This window comes from Bradyrhizobium frederickii, assembly GCF_004570865.1.
GTDB lineage: Bacteria > Pseudomonadota > Alphaproteobacteria > Rhizobiales > Xanthobacteraceae > Bradyrhizobium > Bradyrhizobium frederickii.
Genome location: NZ_SPQS01000049.1, coordinates 1 through 19,455, shown reverse-complemented (window position 1 = coordinate 19,455; position 19,455 = coordinate 1). Strand labels below are relative to the sequence as shown.

The following is a 19,455-nucleotide window of genomic DNA, read 5'->3' as shown; positions in this document are numbered from 1 at the left end:
ATCAGTATGGACGGCCGGGGCGCCTGGCGGGACAACGTGTTCGTTGAGCGGCTGTGGCGCAGCGTCAAATACGAGGAGGTGTATCTGCGGGCCTACGACAGCGTCAGCGACGCTCGCGCCTCGATTGGCCGCTATCTGGACTTCTACAATTGCCGCCGTCCACATTCGAGCCTTGACGGCAGCACACCGGATCAAGCCTACTTCACCCCGCTGCCGCTCCGCACGGCAGCCTAACCCCGGCAGAGGCTCCACTTATCGACGCGGATATTCTGTTCAGACAACCGGGGCCAGCTCACTTCGGGCTAACAGGAGCGCCATTGGAAGTAATTGGTACCGGCACGCCGTCCGCGCAAGAAAACGCTGGTATCGGCCCTATAGCGGCCACAGGCAGATGCGTATAGAGCAGCATCTGAATCCGCATGAACTGACGACGCATAGACTAAGGCGGAAAGGAGCATGATTGTCGGAAGCCCCCACATGGCTCTAACTCTTTCCCTTAAGCATTATCTCTGCAGTCTTTTTCGCCGCTTCGAAATACCGCACATAACCAGTACATCGGCAGATGTGTCCACCAAGCGCATACTCGATTTGAGCGTCCAGATCGGCAGGCCTCGTGGGCGCTGCCGCCAATCGATCCACCAGTATCTGAGCCGCGATTACGAAACCTGGCGTGCAATACCCACATTGAAAGGCAAAGTTCGCGAGAAACGCGTCCTGGATAGGCGTCAATGAATCGGCCGACGCAACACCTTCGATCGTCTTGATCTCTGCGCCGTTCAATATCCAGAGAGGAGTAGAGCATGCCAAACTGGGCGTCGCGTCCTGGTTTGGAGGCTTCTTCACCGAAACAGTGCAAGCGCGACAGATAGCGATGCCGCAGCACAACTTGGTGCCAGTCAGATTGAGATCATCATGAAGAAAATCGATAAGTTTATCGTCTCGCCTATCTTCAGCGACGCTATGGGAGACGCCATTTACCGTGAATCCGACAGTCATTTTGCGAGTCCAGCTAAGATCTTTGCAGGTGTAATAGGCAGAGACGAGTAGCGAACGCCGAGAGCATCGCGGAGGGCGTTTGAGATCGCAGGATCCACAGAACACATAACTGCTTCGGCGATGCCACGTCCTTTTCCACCATCCCCAGACACCTCGGGCAAGATGATCAATTCTTGGCCCCGACGCCCCCGCTCATAATGTGAACGGTGGGGCACATCAGCTAACCTCGGGACGTGATACCGGTTCAAATTCCAAGTGCCGCCGGCAGGACCTACGAGCCCGTCCGGCATGTCTTCGAATAGTGTGTATCCGATTGCCATCGCGACGCCCCCTTGCGATTGTCCAGATACTAGTTCGGGAACGTGCACATGGCCGGCATTCAAGATGCTGACTACATTTTCGATCCTCGTGACTCCCGTCGAACGATCAACGACAAGCGCCGCGATGTTGGCACAAGGGGCCCAAACCGTTCGCGAAGCACGGGATGCGCTCGCTGGCGGCCTTTGAGTGTTGCTCCGATCAATTCGGCTCCGCCCACCATCTACCGACGAGTATAGCGTGATCTCCATCTAGCTCTAACCTCACCGGCAGGCCCGCCAAGGCGTAGCTAGCCGACACCCAACTTCCCTGGAAAAAGGCGTGTCCAAGGACTCCGCTGGGAAGGCCGTGGGAATAGACCGCATCTGCGAGGCGCGTATGACCTAGCGGCTCGAAACCGTATTGCTTGGTGACGAGGTGCCCTTCGGCCCAAACGACATCCTCAAACGCGAGATTTGGCTTATTCCACAGCAGCCTTGCCGCCGGCAAAATCGCGCTGTGCATGTAGGCTCGCGCGGTTTCCTGCACAGCGTGGACTTGGTGAAAGCCAGTTAGGCATGCCGATGAAGACCCAACCCCTTTCGCGGTGGACAGAGGATTATCCCAATCCGGCGTATAGCTTGGTGTCAGGCCCGTCTGCCCGAAGAGCGTGTAGTCGCTAGCGGACACCGTTTCTGCATTGGTGCCTAAAACGGCCCCAGTAACCACGCGAAAGCGTAGTTGCAGATCCGTTTCCGAAATCAACCGCGTTCGTCCGGACTGTTATCGAGCCGTTCTTCTCGAGGTGGACCGCGGCTACGACCCCGTCCGCCTCGGTGCCATAAGCTTGCGCCGACACGGCGAATCCTGTGCCGTAGCTCTCACCGCGCCCAGCATACTCTTCCTTTATATCTGCGCGCTGCGCCCACAGTGGATGGGCTTCCGCCCTGTCAAGAAGTTCATCAAGCCGAAGTTCTTGATTGAATTGTCCACCGACGACGGTTGCGCTCGTCGACTTCGCAAGATTGGCGCGTCGAAGTGCAAATGGGTCCCACGATTTGACGGCTGCGATATCATCAAGCGCAGTTTCGATTGCAAAGAAAGCCTCTGGGCCACCGAAACCTCGCTGAGATCCTCCTGGAATATCCTGGGTTTTCATTGACTGAGCATCCAGGCTCGCCAGAGGAACCTCGTATGCTCCGCCAATGGCCAATGCTGCTAGGTTCGCAACATAAGGAGATAGATTCTTCAACCCGCCGCCGTTGAAGTTCATCGCCATCTGCACGCACTGCAGCGACATATCGGACCCAACAGTTATGGCGCCCGTCATCTTTACCCCCGGACGCTTGAGACCCAGACGGAACTGATCGAACCGATCGCGCATGAGGCGAACGGGATGGCCATCAGTAAAGGGAGCAACTAGTGCTAGGAGTAACGAAAATGGCGACGCATCACGCCCTCCGAACGCGCCGCCGGGCGGGCGAAGCGGTCGGCCGTCCGTCCATGCGATTCGTGCCACCGAAATCAACCGATCAGCTGGCGGTACAGGCTGTCCACCGCATTCGCCGACGCCTGGTCGCCGACCGGGTCAGGCTCGCTAACCAGATTCGCGGTCTTCTGTCCGAGCATGGCATTGTCATTGCCCGTGACATCGCGCAGCTGCGGCGCGGCCTCGCTGTCATCGTAGGGAACATCAATGGCCTCAGCGAGATGCTCCGAGCGCTCATGAGGGAATTGCAAGAGGAGTTGTCCGAGCTTGATACCCGCGTTGCAGCCTATGACCGGCGGATAAGGGAAATCTTCCGTACGAATGAGCAGTGCCAGCGGCTCGGCAAAATCGAAGGCGTCGGACCTGTGACGGCAACAGCCTTGATCGCCGCCGTGGGCGATAGAAGCTGTTTCAAGAACGGCCGCCAGTTCGCGGCTTGGCTTGGCCTGGTGCCGAAGCAGCGATCCAGTGGAGGGCGGTCCCGCTTGTTCGGCATCAGCAAACGCGGCGATCGATACCTGCGGACGCTGATGATTCACGGAGCTCGCGCCGCTTTAAGCCGGGCCACTGGCAAGCAGGATCCGCGAAGCCTCTGGCTCGGCAAAATCCGGCAACGGCGCCATCCCAATGTCGCGGCCGTGGCTCTTGCCAACAAGAATGCGCGGATCGTGTGGGCTATGCTCACAGGCGACGCAGCTTATGAGCCGGCGCTGTCGGTGAAGGCGGCCTGAAGCGAAGCGGCAATCAAGGAAAGGAGGTCTCACCCGGCAATTGCAACAAATGGCAGGAGATGGCGAAACGGTCACCCCGTCGCTTCCCGAACCTGATGTGTGGACCGGCACGGCTTGCGCCGATGTCTCGGGGCGGTTGAGGTGGAAGCGGGCGAAAACCATCGAGGCTCGCGGCGGAGACGTTGTCCAGCCGCATCAAGAAGCCGGATATACGTCTGCAGTTGTGACCGTCGATCCTGATCAAGCCGGTCGTTGCAATCGGGCTGGGTCCATATACGTTCCACATATGAGTCAGAGCCAATATTGCACCCGAATGACAGCCTGAGAACGACGCTTACAAAAACTCGGCAGCCCATAGCCGATAGTTCCCCCAAATCCGCCGGACGGGGGCTTTTTTTGCACACGCATCAACTTTTGCACCGAGACATGAACAAGCTCGGGTCAAGGATCGTGTACTCGGCCAGAAGCAAGGCTGGGTGCCGAAGCCTCTTCAAGTGTCATCTTCTCAAGCATCAGATCCGTGACAAGTTTGCGGAGACGCCGGTTCTCGACCGTAAGCTCTTCCAATGCACGACGCATTTCATCCAGGCTAGCACGAGGAGGAGGCAGATTCCTGCCCGAGTTAGGTCCCACCGAAGATTGCCTGACGTCCTCGCTGAGCGGCAGTTTCCGCCAACGATGGAGCGTCATAACGCTCACGCCGAGCGTCTTACAGATGGCCACCTGAGAGCTGCCTGCTCGGGCCAATTCATCCGCCCGAGCGAGTTTCAGTTTGATCTCTTGACGAGAATGTTTTTTCATTCGGACTAGAGCGAATTCCGACCAAGTAACTCGCCGCCAGCTTGAACAGAAGGGCGGGCTTATGTCAAACAACATACAAACAATGTCTGCTAACCTACAAGTGATGATACAACGACCGTTTGTTAAGGCTACCATGATTTAATAACGCTGAATCTACTAGCATTTTGACGCCATCGGTCTGAACGGAAACAAACTTGGTGGATCCTATCTGGGAAGAGCATGATGACTGCCTTCAAATTTTCGGATGCTCCAGAGGCGCTACTGGGCAGCAACGGGGTTTGCCGGCAAAGACTTCCCGAAGGCCGGGATTGCCCAAGTAGCCCATCAGCTGAAGACGGAGAAGAAGTCCGAGGGGCTGCTGATGATCGAGCTGAAGCAGCTCGGCGAGAGGGGAGCTCAATCGCAATGTGTGCTTGGGCAGCAAATGGAGGAAATCGTCCTTGCGTTACATTTTGAGATCTTGGTTCCATCTCAGTGGTCTGGATCGCTGGCAAGTCGTTGCCGCGCAAGAGTCTTCAATCGGAGCAGCCAGTTTACTTCGTCACGTGCCATGATTGTCCGGCATCCATGCCTCTGCGGGGGCAAGCACGTCGCAACCTGATCGCGCCTCTTCACGTGCCCACCTGGCGTCGGCGAAGCTCGTGGGGCCATTCTTGCACAGCAGCAAGAACGACCATTGGGCGCGGAGCAACGACTGCAGAAGCGGTCCAACGTCCAACGAGGGGTTCGTGCTGGGGCGGACCTGATCGGGCGCAGCCGAGGCTGATCCCAGCCTTTCCTGGGGGGGATAGCAATATCCCTCCCGGACCCGCAGTGTTGGCTCGGAAGCCGGAGCCGCCAAGCAGATCGCCAAACTCGCGAGGCTAAGTGAAATGAATATGGCAAGTCGGATCTATTTCATCCTTGACACCCACAGCTCACAGCCTTAACATTCCAAATAACATTCACAGCGGGTTTGTTATCTTCTCAATCCTGAGTGGCGGCTGAATGGTCCTTCTCAAGTTAAGCTCTTCGAGATAATCGGAGCATCGCTTCGTCCGTCCCCAACAAGAACCGAGAGGGCGTCCCATGGCTATATCTTACCTGACGAAAACCGAACTGGATCGATTTCTCCATCAAAACGGAAATCACATTGAGGCGAGCGTCAGGTCGGCACTGATCGATTCGCTAGAACGTAGCGGAGTCTACAGCGATCATCCTGGCGATACTTCGAAGGCTGCGTTTCAGTCTGGGCCGTTCTCGGGGGCCGTTCCAACAGGCGTTCAGATCCTCGACATTGCGCAGTCAACCACCGTCGAGACCACGCCAAACCTGAAGGCGATTATTTTCGATGACGCCGGCGGCAAGAGGCTCGATGTGATTGGCGGACATAATGATGTGTTCATCGCTATGGGAAAAGGTTCCGATAGCGTAAACCTGTATGATTTTGGGAACGACACGGTCTATGGCGGTAGCGGCAACGACGCGATCCGCGGCGGACACGGTAACAGCTCACTTTTCGGCGGTGGAGGCAACGACAGTATCTACGGTGGCAGCGGCAACGACACTTTGGACGGCGGCAGCGGGAACGACTATCTTGAGGCGGGCAGCGGCGCTCAGCTGCTCGCAGGCGGCAGCGGCAACGACATTCTGCGAGATCTATCGTCGGGCCGCAGCACGCTTATTGGTGGCGATGGCAACGATACGCTAATTGGCGTCCAGGGCGATGTCTTTGAGGGCGGTGACGGCAATGACGTCTTCTGGGTCTACGGCGAGTCGGGAGCGAACTCGACGCTGCAGGGAGGAAACGGCAACGATACATTCCATCTTCAGACCCACACTGGAAATGATACGATTATAGGCGGCGCGGGCTCGGACACCGTGGATTTCGCCGATCGCTCCTCCTTTGAGGTTACCAAGGTCGATGTCGACGAGAAGACAAAATCCTACACGCTGCACTTCGAGGGTAGCCAGACGGTGGTGGTCAGTGGCGTCGAATATCTCCACTTCACCGATGGAGACGTGCAGCTGCCGAAGCTCTGAACCGGCGCCCGCAAGTTGCATTGAGAAAGCCCCGCTCATGGCGGGGCTTTGCCTTTGAGCTGAGCGCTTTCGCATGTTATGTACGATGTCCCTTCGCTGGTGCCTGTGTTGTGGTTTGCCAATGTTATCGTCTGGCCCTCTCACCCGGTGCGGGCACGGATTATAGTCTCTCACGATGAGGCAATTGCTCAACGCGGGCTCAGGATCCGGTCCGGCACAGCGCATCGCCCGGATGATGCTCAACCATGGTTGGGAAGAGACCCGGTTCGACATCGACCCGAACGTCAAACCAGATGTGATCGGCTCGATCCTTGAGTTGAGTGGCGCGTTCAAGCCTCAGTCCTTCGACGCGGTGTGGACATCGCACGTGCTCGAGCACCTGTATGCCCACGAGGTATATCCTACATTGCGGCAATTCCACCAGATCCTTAAGCCTGATGGTTTCGCCTTGATCATGTGCCCGGATGTGCAGTCGGTCGCTCAATTCATAGTCCAGCATGGTAGCATCGGCGCAATAGCCTATCATTCGCCGGCGGGGCCGATCAGCCCGCTGGACATGCTTTATGGACATTCGCGCGCGATCGAGGAGGGGCGCGTCCACATGGCCCACCGCACCGGATTTACGGCCGAGCGACTCGGTAATCTCCTCCTGATGGCCGGGTTTCCGACCGTTTCGGTCAGCACCCAAAATTTCGAGGTTTGTGCGCTCGCGCTGATGCCCGAGGCCGACGGCGAGGCCATCCAGAGGTCTTTGTTAGAATCCGGCTTCAATTTTCAGGAAGCCCGGTCCTGACATATCTGTGAGTGTGACCAATCATTTCCCACAATTTCGGCGATAAGTCTGCTGGCTTTTGTGCCGCTAACTGTTATGCTCACAGTGGAACGTGAAAGCATTAACATAGATGGCAGGTAGCTTGACCTCCATGACCGTCCACGGTGTCGATGACCAGAACCTCGCCGATGCAGCACCCGCATCGGCACTGGGGTGCCTGATTATCGTCGCACGACAGTACGGGCTGCACCTCACGTCCTCACAGCTCATTCAAGACAACCTTTTGCCGGACGAGAACGTCACACTCCATCAGCTTGTCCGCTGCGCGGAGAAAGCGGGCATACGCGCGAAGTGCGTCAAGCTCGATTGGGGCGGACTGTCTCATCTGAAGAAGGCGCTCCCGGTCATCGTTCGGCTTCGCAATGGGAGCCACATGGTGCTCCTGCGTGTCGATGGAGATGCCCACAATACGCGCATCGTGCTGAGGGATCCGAATGCCGCGGAAGACGCGCTGCTCGTGATCGACCAGCCACGATTTGAAGATATCTGGTCCGGCGATCTCGTCCTGATCAAACGCAACTACGAGATATCTGACGAAGCGCAGCCGTTCAGTTTCGGCCTCGTAGCCGCGCTATTGTTTCGCGAACGCCGCATGGTCCGCGATGTCGCGATTGCCGCCGTGATCCTCGGGCTTCTCGGCCTGGCGCCGATCATGTTCTGGCGCTTGTTGTCGGACAAGGTGATCTTCTACAAGGCGTACAACACGTTCTATGTGCTCTGTGTTGCGATGTTGGTGGTCATAGCCTTCGAGGCGGCGTTCTCGTTCTTGAGACAGTTCCTTGTCCATCGCTTGACGACCAGGCTGGACGTCAAATTGTCGACCTACGTCTTCGAAAAGGTCCTCAATCTTCCCATCGACTATTTCGAGCAGACGGCCGTCGGCCTCGTCGCGCGCGACATTCGCGAAGTCTTTCGCATCCGCTCGTTCCTGATGGGGCAATTGTTCGGCACCATTCTCGACTCTACGACGCTGATGTTTTTCCTGCCCGTCATGTTCTTCTTCAGCCCCGTCATGACGTTCGTGGTTCTCGCCTTGTCGGCATTGATCGTCGCGTGGCTCGTCCTGATGTTGCCGAATTACCGCAAGGCGTCTACTGGCGTGCTGGCCGCGGAGGGCGCGCAGGGCGCATTCTTGGTTCAAACCTTGAATGGCATCCGGACGATCAAGTCGCTCGCGCTCGATACGCGGCAGCGCCACATGTGGGATGTTCTGGTCGCACGCGTTGCCAAGGCCCGGCTCGTGGAAGGCATGACTGGAAACGCCATCCAGTCGGTGGTGCGTCCGCTGGAGCGGCTGGCCGTCAGCGGCTCCTATGCGCTCGGAGTCTATCTAGCGCTCGAAAGCAACGACCCGGTCTATATCGGGGCGCTGTTCTCATTCCTGCTGCTGTCGCAGCGCGTCTCGGGTCCGCTGATGCAGATGGCACAGCTCATCAATCAATACGACGAGGCGCGAAGTGCGGTTGCAATCGTCGGCAATCTCGTCAACCTTCCGGCGGAAGAGGGACGTTCCGGCCATGGTGTGCGTTCGCCGCTCGAGGGCAAGGTGGAGTTCTCCGGCGTCACCTTCAAATACAAGGGAGCGCTATCGCCCACGCTGAACAACATCTCCTTCGAAATTCCGGTGGGGACGACTTTGGGCGTGATGGGCAAGAGCGGATCCGGCAAGACCACGGTTACGCGTCTGCTGCAGCGGCTGCATTCCGACTATGAGGGATTGATCAAGATCGATGGCATCGACGTTCGCGAGTACGACATCGACCATCTCCGTCGCAACGTGGGTGTGGTGCTCCAGGAGAATTTTCTGTTCAGTGGGACCATCCGCGAAAACATCACCGCGGCCAAGCCGGACGCGTCGTTCGATGATGTGGTCAGGGCGGCGAGGCTGGCGGGCGCGGAAGAATTCATCGACAAGCTGCCGCGTGGCTACGAGACGCATATCTATGAAGGTTCGCCGAACCTCTCGGGAGGGCAGCGGCAGCGGCTTGCGATTGCGCGTGCGTTGATCGTCAACCCGCCGATCCTGATTCTCGATGAGGCGACAAGCGCGCTGGACGCCGACAGCGAGGCGATCGTGAACGCCAACATAACGCGCATCGCGCATGGCCGGACGCTGATCATCATCTCGCATCGCCTGTCGTCCCTGACAAAGGCGGACGCAATTCTCGTGCTTAATCGTGGTGTGGTCGACGATGTCGGGCGGCATGAGGAGCTCATGGCGCGCAACGATATCTACAGCTCGCTGTGGTATCAGCAGAACATGCATTTGGCGCCGGCAGCCCGCAACGATCGTTCAAGATCCGGGAGTCCGACGCTTGTCTCCTGATGGTGCGCTTGCGACCGTTCGCCAATTTCAATCGGAAACGGATGCGATCCGAGAGGAGGCTGAGCCACTGGTCGCACGAGCAACGCTGTTTGTGCTCTCGGCCTTCCTGGTCACGATCGTTGCCATTCTGGCTCTGACGCGGATAGATCGCGTCATCACCAGCGTTGGGGGGCGGATCGTGCCGGTGGGACAGATCAGCGTCCTTCAGGCGCTGGATCCATCGATCATTAAGACGATTGACGTGCGGGAAGGCGAGCAGGTCCAACCGGGACAGCTTATTGCAACCCTGGACGCGACCTTTACGTCGGCGGACCTGACCCAGGCGAAGTTGCAGATCGCTAGCCTCGAGACTCAGGTGGCGCGCGATGAAGCCGAGCTGAACCAGCATCCGCTGGTTTTTGCGAGCAAGACAGACCCGGACTACCAGAAATACGCAGCCTTGCAGAAGGCGCTCTATGATCAGCGGACAGCGCAATATACCGCGCAGATCAATAGTTTCGATTCGAAGATCAAGCAGACCCAAGCGACAATGGAGAAACTTCGCGGGGACGATGCGAGATATCGGCAGCGTGACGAGATCTTGCAGAAGATCGAGACCATGCGAACCACGCTGGCCGAGCACGGCACGGGCTCGCAGCTCAATATGTTTATCTCTCAGGACACAAGGCTTGAATTGCTGCGGACCCTGGAGAATACCCATAACAGTCTAATCGAAGCCCAGAATACGCTCGCCGCGTCAATCGCGGACCGTGACGCCTTCAAGCAGCAATGGTTTGCGCAACTGAGTCAGGATCTCGTGACGACCCGCAACAAGCTCGACGAGGCGAGAGCCTCTTATGAGAAGGCGCTCAGGCACCAGGATCTGGTCCGATTGACCGCCGCCGAAGACTCAGTCGTGTTGACGATGGCAAGGCTCTCGGTCGGGTCGGTGCTGAAGCCCGGCGATCCCTTCATTACCCTGATGCCGACCGATACCAAGCTCGAGGCTGAAATTCGCATTGCCTCGCGCGATGTCGGTTTCATCCGGCCCGGAGACCCGTGCACGATGCGGATTGATGCGTTCAATGCCGCGGAGCATGGTACAGCCGACGGCAAAGTGCGCTGGATCAGCGAGGGCGCCTTCACCACCGACGACGATGGAAAGCCTATCGAGGCCTACTACAAGGCGCGGTGCTCGGTGGACTCGACCAACTTCAAGGATGTTCCGAAAAACTTCCGCCTGATTCCCGGCATGACGCTTGCGGGAGACGTCCATGTCGGCACGCGTGCGGTCGGAATGTATCTGCTTGGCGGAATGCTGAAGGGCATCCGGGAGGCCATGCGTGAGCCATGACGGCATTGACCCGATCGCTCCTCCAATGGCTTCGCCCCGCGTCTCACAGATCTGACGAAAGGCGGCTTGGTCCCGCAGAGGCAGCGTTCGAGCGCGGTCACTATCTGGAGGCACTTAAGCTCTGGAAGCGTGCCTCGCAAAACGGCAACGCGGAAGCGGACTATCGGATCGGCATGCTCTACGCCAAGAACCTGGGAGTGGCGGGCAGCATTCCGGACGCGGCGGTGTGGTACGAACGGGCGGCACAGCGAGGTCACGCCGAGGCGCAATATCAACTCGGCCTGATCTATCTGTACGGAGTCAACGCCAGCCTCGGACCGAATAGGCCGGAGATCTGGCGTCAATCCTCCGCCGCGCGATTGGGCGATACCGCGTCGAATGTGCATCACCTGATATTCCCGCACGGGACCAGTGTCGTTAAGGATATTTGCGCCGCGTTTCGCTGGATATCAGCCGCGGCCGAAGCCGGCAAAGCGGATGCTCAGACCATCCTGGGCAATCTCTACAGCGAAGGGCAGGGGTGCACGAAGGACTTCGCTGCTGCACTTCGGTGGTATCAGGCGGCGGCTAATCAGAAATTTGCTCCGGCTGAGTTCGCGCTCGGCGATGTCTATTATCAGGGACGCGGCGTACTCGTCGATTTCGCGCAGGCTGCGATCTGGTATGGCAAGGCCGCCGCGCAGGATCACGTGAGGGCGCAGATTGGGCTCGCATTCATGACGTTGAAGGGTATGGGCTTGCCCGAGAACCCGACTGAGGCTGCTCGCCTGTTCCAGAGTGCGGCCACGCATGATGATCCGATCGCACTCTACAACATCGGTCTGTTACGGCTCAGCGGCAAGGGCGTCGCCAAAGACCTCGATCGCGCCGAGACCGCGCTGCGCAAGGCGGCGCGGAAGGATTACCTTCCGGCAATTCAGGCACTCGCGGAATTCTATTCGAACGGAGCCGTTGCCGAGCCCGATTTGCGGGAGGCGGCCGTTTGGTACGAGAAGGCCGCCGAGCGGGGCGATGTGCGGGCGCAATTCTTCGTCGGCCGGTTCTATGCGACTGGTGTCGGTGTCTCGCCCAACATTCGTCAGGCCGCGAAATGGTTCGAGCGCGCGGCCGAAAATGGCCATGCCACTGCGGCATTCAACGTTGCGATCTTCTATCTCAACGGCTCCGGCGTTCAGCGCAACGTGGAGGCCGCGATCAAATGGTTCGAACGTGCCGCAGATGGCGGCATCAGCGCCGCACAGGTGCAACTCGGCAAGCTCTATTCGACCGGTGCGGGCGTTCCAAAAGATCAGGAAATGGCGTCGGAATGGTTGAGCAGGGCCGCCGGTAGCGGAGATCCTGACGCCAAGACCGCCTATGCGCTCTTCCTGCTTCATCAGAATGCGTCCGATGATGACGTTGCACGCGCGCACTCTTTGTTGGGAGAGGCCGCCGAGGCCGGTCATCCCCCGGCGGCGTTTCAACTGGGCGCGCTGAAGATGGGTAAGTTCGGCGGGACCGCCGATATGCTAGGCGCCACCCCATGGCTCACGCGGGCGGCGGATGCCGGCCATGTCGAGGCGCAGTACATGCTGGGACTTCTCCATCTGGATTCGAAGAGCGGCGTGGGGAATGCGCAGGCAGCATCATCGTGGATGACCAAGGCGGCGCGCGCGGGGCATGCAGCGGCGCAATTCGAACTGGCCGTCATGTACTGCACGGGCTACGGAGTGGGCCTGGATCTTGCAGAGGGTGTGAACTGGTACGAAGCCGCTGCGGAGCAGGGACATACGGTCGCGCAGTACAACCTCGCCGTGATGCTCGGGAGGGGACAGGGGCGCGAGGCTGACGTGACGACGGCGACGGAATGGTTTCAGAGGGCCGCCGAGCGAGGCATGGCGGAAGCGCAGGTTGCGCTGGGCGACGCGTTGATGTCGGGCCGAGGCACCGCGCAAGATCGCGACGCAGCGGTCAATTGGTACCAATACGCGGCTCGGCAACGCAATGAAGGCGCCGTGCGGCGCCTCCAGTCGATCGGCGCGACAAGCGACGGGACTTTTACACTGGAGACAGAAGCTTTGCGCTAGTCTGCCAGTGCGGAACGAAGCGCCCAATGCATGAGTGAGTAACAATGGCTGATTTCCTTTCGAAGCTCGCGCGCGACGCCGGTCAAAGAGAACCTCGGGCGAGGCGCAGCGCCGCCGCAAGGCTGCAATCCAGGTCAGAGCCGGGCGCCACAAAACTAAACAGTTCTGCGAAGGAGGTCGCCGCCGAGGGACCGGCGAGCAGACAGACGGAGCCGCCGCGCGAAGTCGAGCAGCCAGCGCCGGCCGCCGACCTTCCAGATGCCGCGCGCACCCTCAAGGGCCTCGGTCTGTTCGACGAGGATTTCTACGCCGCGAGTTATCCGGACGTGATCGCGGTCGGCGCCGATCCGTTCGAGCATTTCTTCCTCTATGGCTACAGGGAAGGTCGTAAGCCAAATCCGATCTTCGACCCGATCTGGTACGTCACAACCTATCCCGATGTGCAGGACGCGAATGCGCATCCGTTCCTGCACTATGCGACGGTCGGCGAGCGCGATGGGCGGCGGCCAAGTCCCTATTTTCAGCCGGCCTGGTATCGGGAGAAGTACGGCATTCCGGAAGGCGAGAGCCCGCTCGCGCACTATCTGAAGAACCGCCTCGGCCCGTTCAGCCCGATCCCAGAATTTGACGCGCAATATTATCGTCAGACCTATCAGGACGTGGCAGCGGCCGGCGTCGATCCGTTCGAGCACTTCATCTTTCATGGCTACAAGGAAGGTCGCAACCCGTCGGCGGAGTTCGACACCAAGTTCTACATTCAGCGCTATTTCAAGGGTAAGACGGACCAGAATCCACTTCTGCACTATCTCGAGCATCGCCACGAGGATGGCATCTATCCGTCACCTCCGGAGAACGAAGCCACCATTCCAGCCGAGATTAAGCGGTTCACCCGTCCGAGCCCGCTGTTCGAGGAACTGCGTCCATTGCCGGCCGGCGCAAAGCCGCGCGCCAAGGTGCTGGCCTACCATCTGACGCAGTTTCACGCTTTCCCTGAGAACGATAAATGGTGGGGCACCGGCTTCACCGAATGGACGAACATTGCGCGCGGCATACCTCGGTTTAAGGATCACTACCAGCCGCGGCTTCCGCGCGACCTCGGTTTCTACTCTCTCGCCGACGTCGAAACTATGCGCAAGCAGGCGAAGTTCGCCAAGGCGGCGGGCATCCACGGCTTCGTCTATTACTACTACTGGTTCAACGGCAAGCGCCTCCTGGAAAAGCCGCTGGAGCAATTCCTGAAGACGCGCGATATCAACATGCCGTTCTGCTTGATGTGGGCCAACGAAAACTGGACACGGCGGTGGGACGGCATGGAGGGCGAGGTCCTGATTTCGCAGGACTACCTGTCCGACGATGACGAGCGCCTGTTGTCGGACTTCAATCGGCACTTCAAGGACAAACGCTACATCCGTGTCCAGGGCCGTCCGCTCCTGATGATTTATCGGCCGCGCCTCATTCCGGACACGGCAAACGTCATCGCGCGCTGGCGCGCGATCTTCGCGAAGAGATTCAACGAAGATCCGATCATCATCATGAGCCAGAGTTTTGATGATTACGATCCAACTGCGAACGGCATGGACGGCGCGATCGAATTTCCGCCGCACAAGCTTACCAAATATGTGCCGCTGGTGAACTCCGAAGCCAAGATCCTGGACGATACCTATGCGGGGCAAATCTACAGCTACGACGACGTCGCCAAATATTCGCTTGATGAGCCGCGTCCGAATTTTCCGCTGATCAAGACGGTGGTGCCGAGTTGGGACAACGATGCGCGCCGGCAAGGCTCGGGCCTCGTGATCCAGGGCTCGACCCCGCAGAAATACGAGGCGTGGTTGTCAGCGCTGGTCGAGCAGGCGCAGACCCATACCTTTTTTGGCGAATCGTTCGTCTGTATCAATGCCTGGAACGAATGGTGCGAGGGCGCGTATCTCGAGCCCGATCTCCATTTCGGTTCGGCTTACCTGAACGCCACCGCGCGCGCGGCCACTGGTCTGACCCGCGATCTGTCAGTGCCCAAGATTCTGCTGGTCGGACATGATGCGTTTCCCAGCGGCGCGCAGCATCTCTTGCTGAACATCGGCAAGACGCTGCGCAGCGCCTTCAATATCGAGATCGACTTTCTCCTGCTTCAGGGCGGAGCGATGGAAGCCGAATACGCCGCGGTCGCGCCGCTCACCGTACTCAAGCAGGCTTCCGAGATCCCTGCGACCCTACGACAGTTCCGGGAAAAGGGCTTTACAGCGGCCATCGCCAACACGGCCGCGAGCGGGCGCGCCGCAAAATTCCTCGTCGAAATGGGCTTTCGGACCGTTTCCCTGGTCCACGAATTGCCGCGGATCCTGCACGAGAAGCACCTGGAAGAGGTCGCGCGCGCGGCGATTGGGAGCGCGCATCGTGTGGTGTTCGCCTCGGATTTCGTGCGCGACAAGCTCATCGAAGCGCTTGGGCTTGATGGGACCGATGAGCGTTTCGTCATTCGCGCGCAAGGCAGTTACAAGCAGATCGAACCGGCTCCGACGGAAGCCGGGCTCGTTCGCACCGAATTTGGCATTTCGGCTGCCGATAAGATGGTGCTCAGCGTCGGCTACGCCGATCTGCGCAAGGGCTTTGACCTGTTTTTGCAAGTCTGGAATCTGGTTCGACGACGCAATGCAGATGTCCATTTTTGCTGGGCGGGCGGCGTCGATCCCGGTCTCCTGCAATGGCTCGGACCGGAGATCAAGCGAGCTGAGGCCACGGGCCATTTTCATCTCGCCGGCTATCGTTCGGACATGCAGGCGCTCTATTCAGCCTCCGACGTTTACGCGCTGACCTCGCGCGAGGATCCGTTCCCGACGGTGGCGCTAGAGGCGCTCAGCGTCGGCGTGCCCGTCGTTGCGTTCCAGGACTCTGGCGGCATCCCCGGGCTCCTTCTCAAGGAGAATGTCGGCCGCGTAGTGCCCTATTGCGATGTGCCAGCGATGGCGCAGGCTGTGGAGAACGTTCTGCGCCGGACGCCATCGGACGCCGAGCGTACTCGCATGACCGAAATCATTCAGACCAAGTTCGCTTTCGCGGACTATGTCCGCGATCTCTTGCGGCTTGCAATTCCGTCGCTACCCACCGTGTCGGTTGCAGTGCCGAACTACAACTACGTGCACTGCCTGCCGGAGCGGCTTTACACCATTTTCGACCAGAACCATCCGGTCGAGGAGGTCATCGTGCTCGACGACTGCTCGTCCGATGGCAGCATTTCCGTTATCGTGAAGCTTGCGGATCAGCGCCAGCGCGATCTCACGCTCGTCATCAACGAACAGAATTCCGGCTCGGTGTTCGCGCAATGGGCCAAGGCTGCCGAGATGGCGAAGGGGGAGTTCCTTTGGATCGCCGAGGCCGACGATCTCTCGGAGCCGACCTTCATCTCCAGTCTGCTCGCATTGATGAGCGGTGACCCCGACATCACATTCGGCTTCACCGACTCCAAATCCATTGATGCCGATGGAGCCCATCTCTATGCGAGCTACAAGCCTTATTACGCTACAATCGAGCCAGGCGCATTGTCGCGGACCGAGGTGTTCGATGGTCGCGACTTCGTGGCCCGCTACCTCGGCGTTCGGAATACGATTCTGAATGTCAGCTCGGTCCTGTGGCGCCGAGAGGCGCTGTTGCGCGCGCTCAATGCCTGCCGTGACCGTCTTAAGGAGTTCCGGATGGCTGGCGATTGGCTGCTCTATCTCGAGACCCTTGAGATGCCGGGCGCGAAAATCGCCTATGTCGCGGATCCCCTCAACGTTCACCGCCGCCATGCGGCGAGCGTCACCCATTCGTTGAAAGTGCAAAGGCACATCGAAGAGATCGACACCATACACCGTCTGACGCGAGAGCGGATCCGCTTTGGAGAGCGGGAACTGGGAGCCCAGGCGGTCTATCTCCAGGAAGTGTCGGCCCAATTGCTGGCGACAGCCGCCGACGCTGAGAAGCCGAAGCGGACAGCAAGAGCTGCCACGCGCACTGCGGCCGAGAGGTGATCGCGGTTACTGCAACTAGGGGCGTTTTTGGGTGATTTGATGTTTGTACCTTCTGCTGAATCGTTGATGAGCGCGTTAAACCTCGACAAGTCCGCTTTGGATGGTTCCGGCCAAGTCAAAGTGCCGGCAGGCTTGCTCAAGCTGTTGTTACAGATCGCCATAGCCGCTGCCGAGTTCGACGAGGACAGCTATTTGCGGGAGAATCCCGACGTCGCAAAAGCCGTTTCTCGTAGGGAGATCGAGAGTGCACACATGCACTACATAGGCTTCGGCTACTTTGAGGGCCGCCGTGGAGGAGGGCCGGCCGTGGATGCCGAATGGTATCTCGGCAAATACCCCGACGTCGCGGCAGCCGTAAGGGATGGTCGGGTGAAATCAGCGGAAGCGCACTTTCTATCAATTGGTGGCGGCGAAGGGCGATCGCCTGCGGCTGACTATGAGGGGGAGGCGGCGCAATGGAAATCAGCGATCAAGGGAAGGTAGGATGAAGATGCGGTGACGATCCTTGTTGTGGCCGCAAAGTTATTTGGATGATGGTGATCAATAGCAATAAACGCGCTACATTTTGGTCTAGGATCGATATCGCCTCCGGAGGAGCACAGTGAAAATTTTTCTGCTTGGAGCAACGCCGAGCTTTTCTGCGCAAGTTGGCGAAGATCCAATATCAAAATTGGCGAAGACCGGAGGTAATACCGGGAACCAGTTGATTGCGCGCGGATTACTTGATCGTATCGTCTACGACGGCCTCTCGTGGGATCACAGTATCGATCCCCGGGCGGTGCATGAGCGCTTCGACATGATTGTCGTTGCGGCGGCCAACTTTCTATTTCCAACATTCGATTTTGGCGGCATGGCGCAATACATCGAGCGCGCCGACTTGCCGGTGGCGGTAGTTGGTCTCGGAGCTCAATCAAACAACTACGATCCGAACATAAACTTGATGCCTGGCACCGAGCGGTTCGTGAAGGTTGTTGCCGAACGTGCCGTCAGCATCGGCGTTCGCGGCCCCCACACGCAAGAAGTTCTCGCGCTTCGAGGTGTACACAATGTGACTGTGACCGGCTGCCCTTCTTACTACATGGGAGGACCTCACGGCATGAACTTCCCCCAGCGGCCGTTCGAAGAAGTCAGGCGCCTTTCCATCAACGCGTCGCGAGACGTCGTCGCTCATTCATTCGACAAGGAACGGATGCTTCGGCTCGTGCGCGAAATCTACGGTACGGGACTTTCCTGGAATGCGGATTTCGTTGCTCAAAGCGAGCAGGCCGAAATCAGTCTGGCAGACAAGCAGGCTCGGAATTCTGAAGAAGCGTTAAAGGAAATTGCAACGTTCTTGGCGAACGTCGCCCCCGAGGCCGACGTGCGGAAGTGGGCGGCCGATCATGTGCGGGTCTTCTTCGATGTGGATGACTGGCTCGATACCGTTCAGAACTACGATTTCGTGTTCGGGAGTCGCTTTCACGGCTGCATGGCCGCTCTACAACGCGGCGTTCCTGCTCTTGTCATCTGTCACGATACAAGGACGGAGGATATGTGTCGGTTCCTGGGTATGCCATTCGTCTCCATCGTTGATCTTGATAAAATTGATGTGGCGCAACTCTATAGTCGTGTCGGGCTCGGCAGTCTCGCGCGACGCTATCAAGGGCTCTATCCAGCATACACGCGATTTCTCTCGGCTAACAAACTCATCGTCAAGAACTGACCGTCTCTAGCTCAGATCCCCGGACTGCAGCGGAGCATGTAAGCGCGTCCGGATTGACCGTGAACTGGTCGTCCGTGAAGAACCTGAACTTCAGTTCGGAACGAGCTGAAGTTGGAGGATGAGCTGGACGAGGATTTGGCGCAACAAGAGCTGCAGCCAGCGGAGGAGGCGCCGGAAGTTGTAGCCGGCGGCGGAGAGGACGGCATTGGTGGCATCTCCTTCGCGGTGCCAAAGATAGTTCCGGCCCATCCGATGTTCGGATTTGAGATGGCCGATGACCGGCTCGACGGCGGAGCGGCGGCGCAGCTCGCGTTTGATCTGCGGGATTACCCGCCGCTTTTGGCCTGACGTGAACACCCTGAACTTGTATTCGGGCGCGGCATTGTGGCCGCGGTAGCCCTTGTCAGCGAGGATGCGCTCGATGGTGTTGCCGACGAGTGCCTCCATGTCCGGGATCACGGTCTTGAGCGTATGGCCATCATAGGGGTTGCCGGGCAGCGCCTTCACATGGGCGACGAACTGGCCGCCTTTGGCGTGCGCCAGCGTGGTGGCAACGGAGGCTTTGACACCGATCTATGGACCACGCCCACGTTGCAAGAGGAATCGACAAAGGGATGAAGCGGTTTGCGCCAATCTATCCGGCTTCGATTTGAGGCTGTCGCCCCGAGCCATTATGGATATCCGCCCACTTCTGTCCTCAATAACTCGCCGGCCTCAACAAGGGCCATGGAGTCGAACCAGGCTTCAGAAGTGTCGGTAGAACCGTTTCTCCATTCGTCCTTTCCGTCTCGCAAACCTCGGCGGGATAGTGTGCTATTCCGATCGGATCGTGGATCTTCCTTCCTTCCCGGGT

At 58.7% G+C, this 19,455-nt stretch carries 13 protein-coding genes and 2 pseudogenes; 10 read left to right on the top strand and 5 right to left on the bottom strand.

Going from position 1 to position 19,455, the window contains the following annotated elements; all coding sequences use genetic code 11:
* Nucleotides 1–234: integrase core domain-containing protein (locus tag E4K64_RS37705; RefSeq protein WP_135161597.1), on the top strand; the 234-nt coding region annotated here is incomplete at its 5' end.
* A gap of 249 nt (nucleotides 235–483) precedes the next feature.
* On the opposite strand, the gene E4K64_RS37700 is transcribed toward E4K64_RS37705, so the two are convergent.
* The 3 genes from E4K64_RS37700 to E4K64_RS37690 form a co-directional block, all read right to left on the bottom strand.
* A complete protein-coding gene (locus E4K64_RS37700; protein ID WP_126262240.1) occupies nucleotides 484–996 on the bottom strand; it encodes a (2Fe-2S)-binding protein in 513 nt (170 codons plus the stop codon).
* Nucleotides 993–1,565, bottom strand: a complete 573-nt coding sequence (locus E4K64_RS42005) for a molybdopterin cofactor-binding domain-containing protein (RefSeq protein ID WP_126262241.1) — start codon at nucleotides 1,563–1,565, stop codon at nucleotides 993–995. The genes E4K64_RS37700 and E4K64_RS42005 overlap by 4 nt, the downstream gene beginning before the upstream one ends.
* 407 nt (nucleotides 1,566–1,972) lie before the next feature.
* Nucleotides 1,973–2,812 (bottom strand): molybdopterin cofactor-binding domain-containing protein, encoded by an 840-nt coding sequence (locus E4K64_RS37690; protein ID WP_164719170.1) that lies wholly within the window; start codon nucleotides 2,810–2,812, stop codon nucleotides 1,973–1,975.
* On the opposite strand from E4K64_RS37690, the pseudogene E4K64_RS37685 reads away from it, so the two are divergent.
* Nucleotides 2,776–3,513: pseudogene (locus tag E4K64_RS37685) on the top strand (IS110 family RNA-guided transposase); the annotation flags it as partial. The gene E4K64_RS37690 and the pseudogene E4K64_RS37685 sit on opposite strands and share 37 nt — an antisense overlap.
* A 441-nt stretch (nucleotides 3,514–3,954) precedes the next feature.
* On the opposite strand, the gene E4K64_RS42000 reads toward E4K64_RS37685, so the two are convergent.
* Nucleotides 3,955–4,314 (bottom strand): transposase, encoded by a 360-nt coding sequence (locus tag E4K64_RS42000; protein WP_126262097.1) that lies wholly within the window; start codon nucleotides 4,312–4,314, stop codon nucleotides 3,955–3,957.
* Nucleotides 4,315–5,382: 1,068 nt separating this feature from the next.
* Between E4K64_RS42000 and E4K64_RS37670 the strand changes: the two genes are divergently transcribed.
* The 8 genes from E4K64_RS37670 (at nucleotide 5,383) to E4K64_RS37635 (ending at nucleotide 18,602) form a co-directional block, all read left to right on the top strand.
* Nucleotides 5,383–6,336: a calcium-binding protein gene (locus E4K64_RS37670; RefSeq protein ID WP_126262096.1), complete on the top strand. Its 954-nt coding sequence runs from the start codon at nucleotides 5,383–5,385 to the stop codon at nucleotides 6,334–6,336.
* A gap of 175 nt (nucleotides 6,337–6,511) precedes the next feature.
* The gene (locus E4K64_RS37665; RefSeq protein WP_126262095.1) at nucleotides 6,512–7,129 is read left to right on the top strand and encodes a class I SAM-dependent methyltransferase; all 618 of its coding nucleotides are present in this window, start codon (nucleotides 6,512–6,514) and stop codon (nucleotides 7,127–7,129) included.
* A 130-nt stretch (nucleotides 7,130–7,259) separates the two neighbouring features.
* Complete coding sequence (locus E4K64_RS37660; RefSeq protein WP_126262094.1) at nucleotides 7,260–9,494, top strand: peptidase domain-containing ABC transporter; 2,235 nt, start codon at nucleotides 7,260–7,262, stop codon at nucleotides 9,492–9,494.
* Complete coding sequence (locus E4K64_RS37655) at nucleotides 9,484–10,827, top strand: HlyD family type I secretion periplasmic adaptor subunit (protein ID WP_126262093.1); 1,344 nt, start codon at nucleotides 9,484–9,486, stop codon at nucleotides 10,825–10,827. Before E4K64_RS37660 ends, E4K64_RS37655 begins: the two co-directional genes overlap by 11 nt.
* Entirely contained in the window at nucleotides 10,824–12,893 is a 2,070-nt protein-coding gene (locus E4K64_RS37650; RefSeq protein ID WP_126262092.1) for a tetratricopeptide repeat protein, read from the top strand. Before E4K64_RS37655 ends, E4K64_RS37650 begins: the two co-directional genes overlap by 4 nt.
* A gap of 44 nt (nucleotides 12,894–12,937) precedes the next feature.
* The gene (locus tag E4K64_RS37645; RefSeq protein ID WP_235884938.1) at nucleotides 12,938–16,900 is read left to right on the top strand and encodes a glycoside hydrolase family 99-like domain-containing protein; all 3,963 of its coding nucleotides are present in this window, start codon (nucleotides 12,938–12,940) and stop codon (nucleotides 16,898–16,900) included.
* Between the two features lie 27 nt (nucleotides 16,901–16,927).
* Entirely contained in the window at nucleotides 16,928–17,383 is a 456-nt protein-coding gene (locus E4K64_RS37640) for a hypothetical protein (protein WP_235884937.1), read from the top strand.
* A 118-nt stretch (nucleotides 17,384–17,501) separates the two neighbouring features.
* A complete protein-coding gene (locus tag E4K64_RS37635) occupies nucleotides 17,502–18,602 on the top strand; it encodes a polysaccharide pyruvyl transferase family protein (protein ID WP_126262091.1) in 1,101 nt (366 codons plus the stop codon).
* Nucleotides 18,603–18,692: 90 nt separating this feature from the next.
* On the opposite strand, the pseudogene E4K64_RS37630 reads toward E4K64_RS37635, so the two are convergent.
* A pseudogene (locus E4K64_RS37630) lies at nucleotides 18,693–19,172 on the bottom strand (IS5/IS1182 family transposase); the annotation flags it as partial.
* Between the last annotated feature and the right edge of the window lie 283 nt (nucleotides 19,173–19,455).

Coding starts and splice junctions, on each gene's coding strand:
- E4K64_RS37700 (WP_126262240.1), bottom strand. CDS start 996: ATGACTGTCGGATTCACGGTAAATGGCGTCTCCCATAGCGTCGCTGAA.
- E4K64_RS42005 (WP_126262241.1), bottom strand. CDS start 1,565: ATGGAGATCACGCTATACTCGTCGGTAGATGGTGGGCGGAGCCGAATT.
- E4K64_RS42000 (WP_126262097.1), bottom strand. CDS start 4,314: ATGAAAAAACATTCTCGTCAAGAGATCAAACTGAAACTCGCTCGGGCG.
- E4K64_RS37670 (WP_126262096.1), top strand. CDS start 5,383: ATGGCTATATCTTACCTGACGAAAACCGAACTGGATCGATTTCTCCAT.
- E4K64_RS37665 (WP_126262095.1), top strand. CDS start 6,512: ATGAGGCAATTGCTCAACGCGGGCTCAGGATCCGGTCCGGCACAGCGC.
- E4K64_RS37660 (WP_126262094.1), top strand. CDS start 7,260: ATGACCGTCCACGGTGTCGATGACCAGAACCTCGCCGATGCAGCACCC.
- E4K64_RS37650 (WP_126262092.1), top strand. CDS start 10,824: ATGACGGCATTGACCCGATCGCTCCTCCAATGGCTTCGCCCCGCGTCT.
- E4K64_RS37645 (WP_235884938.1), top strand. CDS start 12,938: ATGGCTGATTTCCTTTCGAAGCTCGCGCGCGACGCCGGTCAAAGAGAA.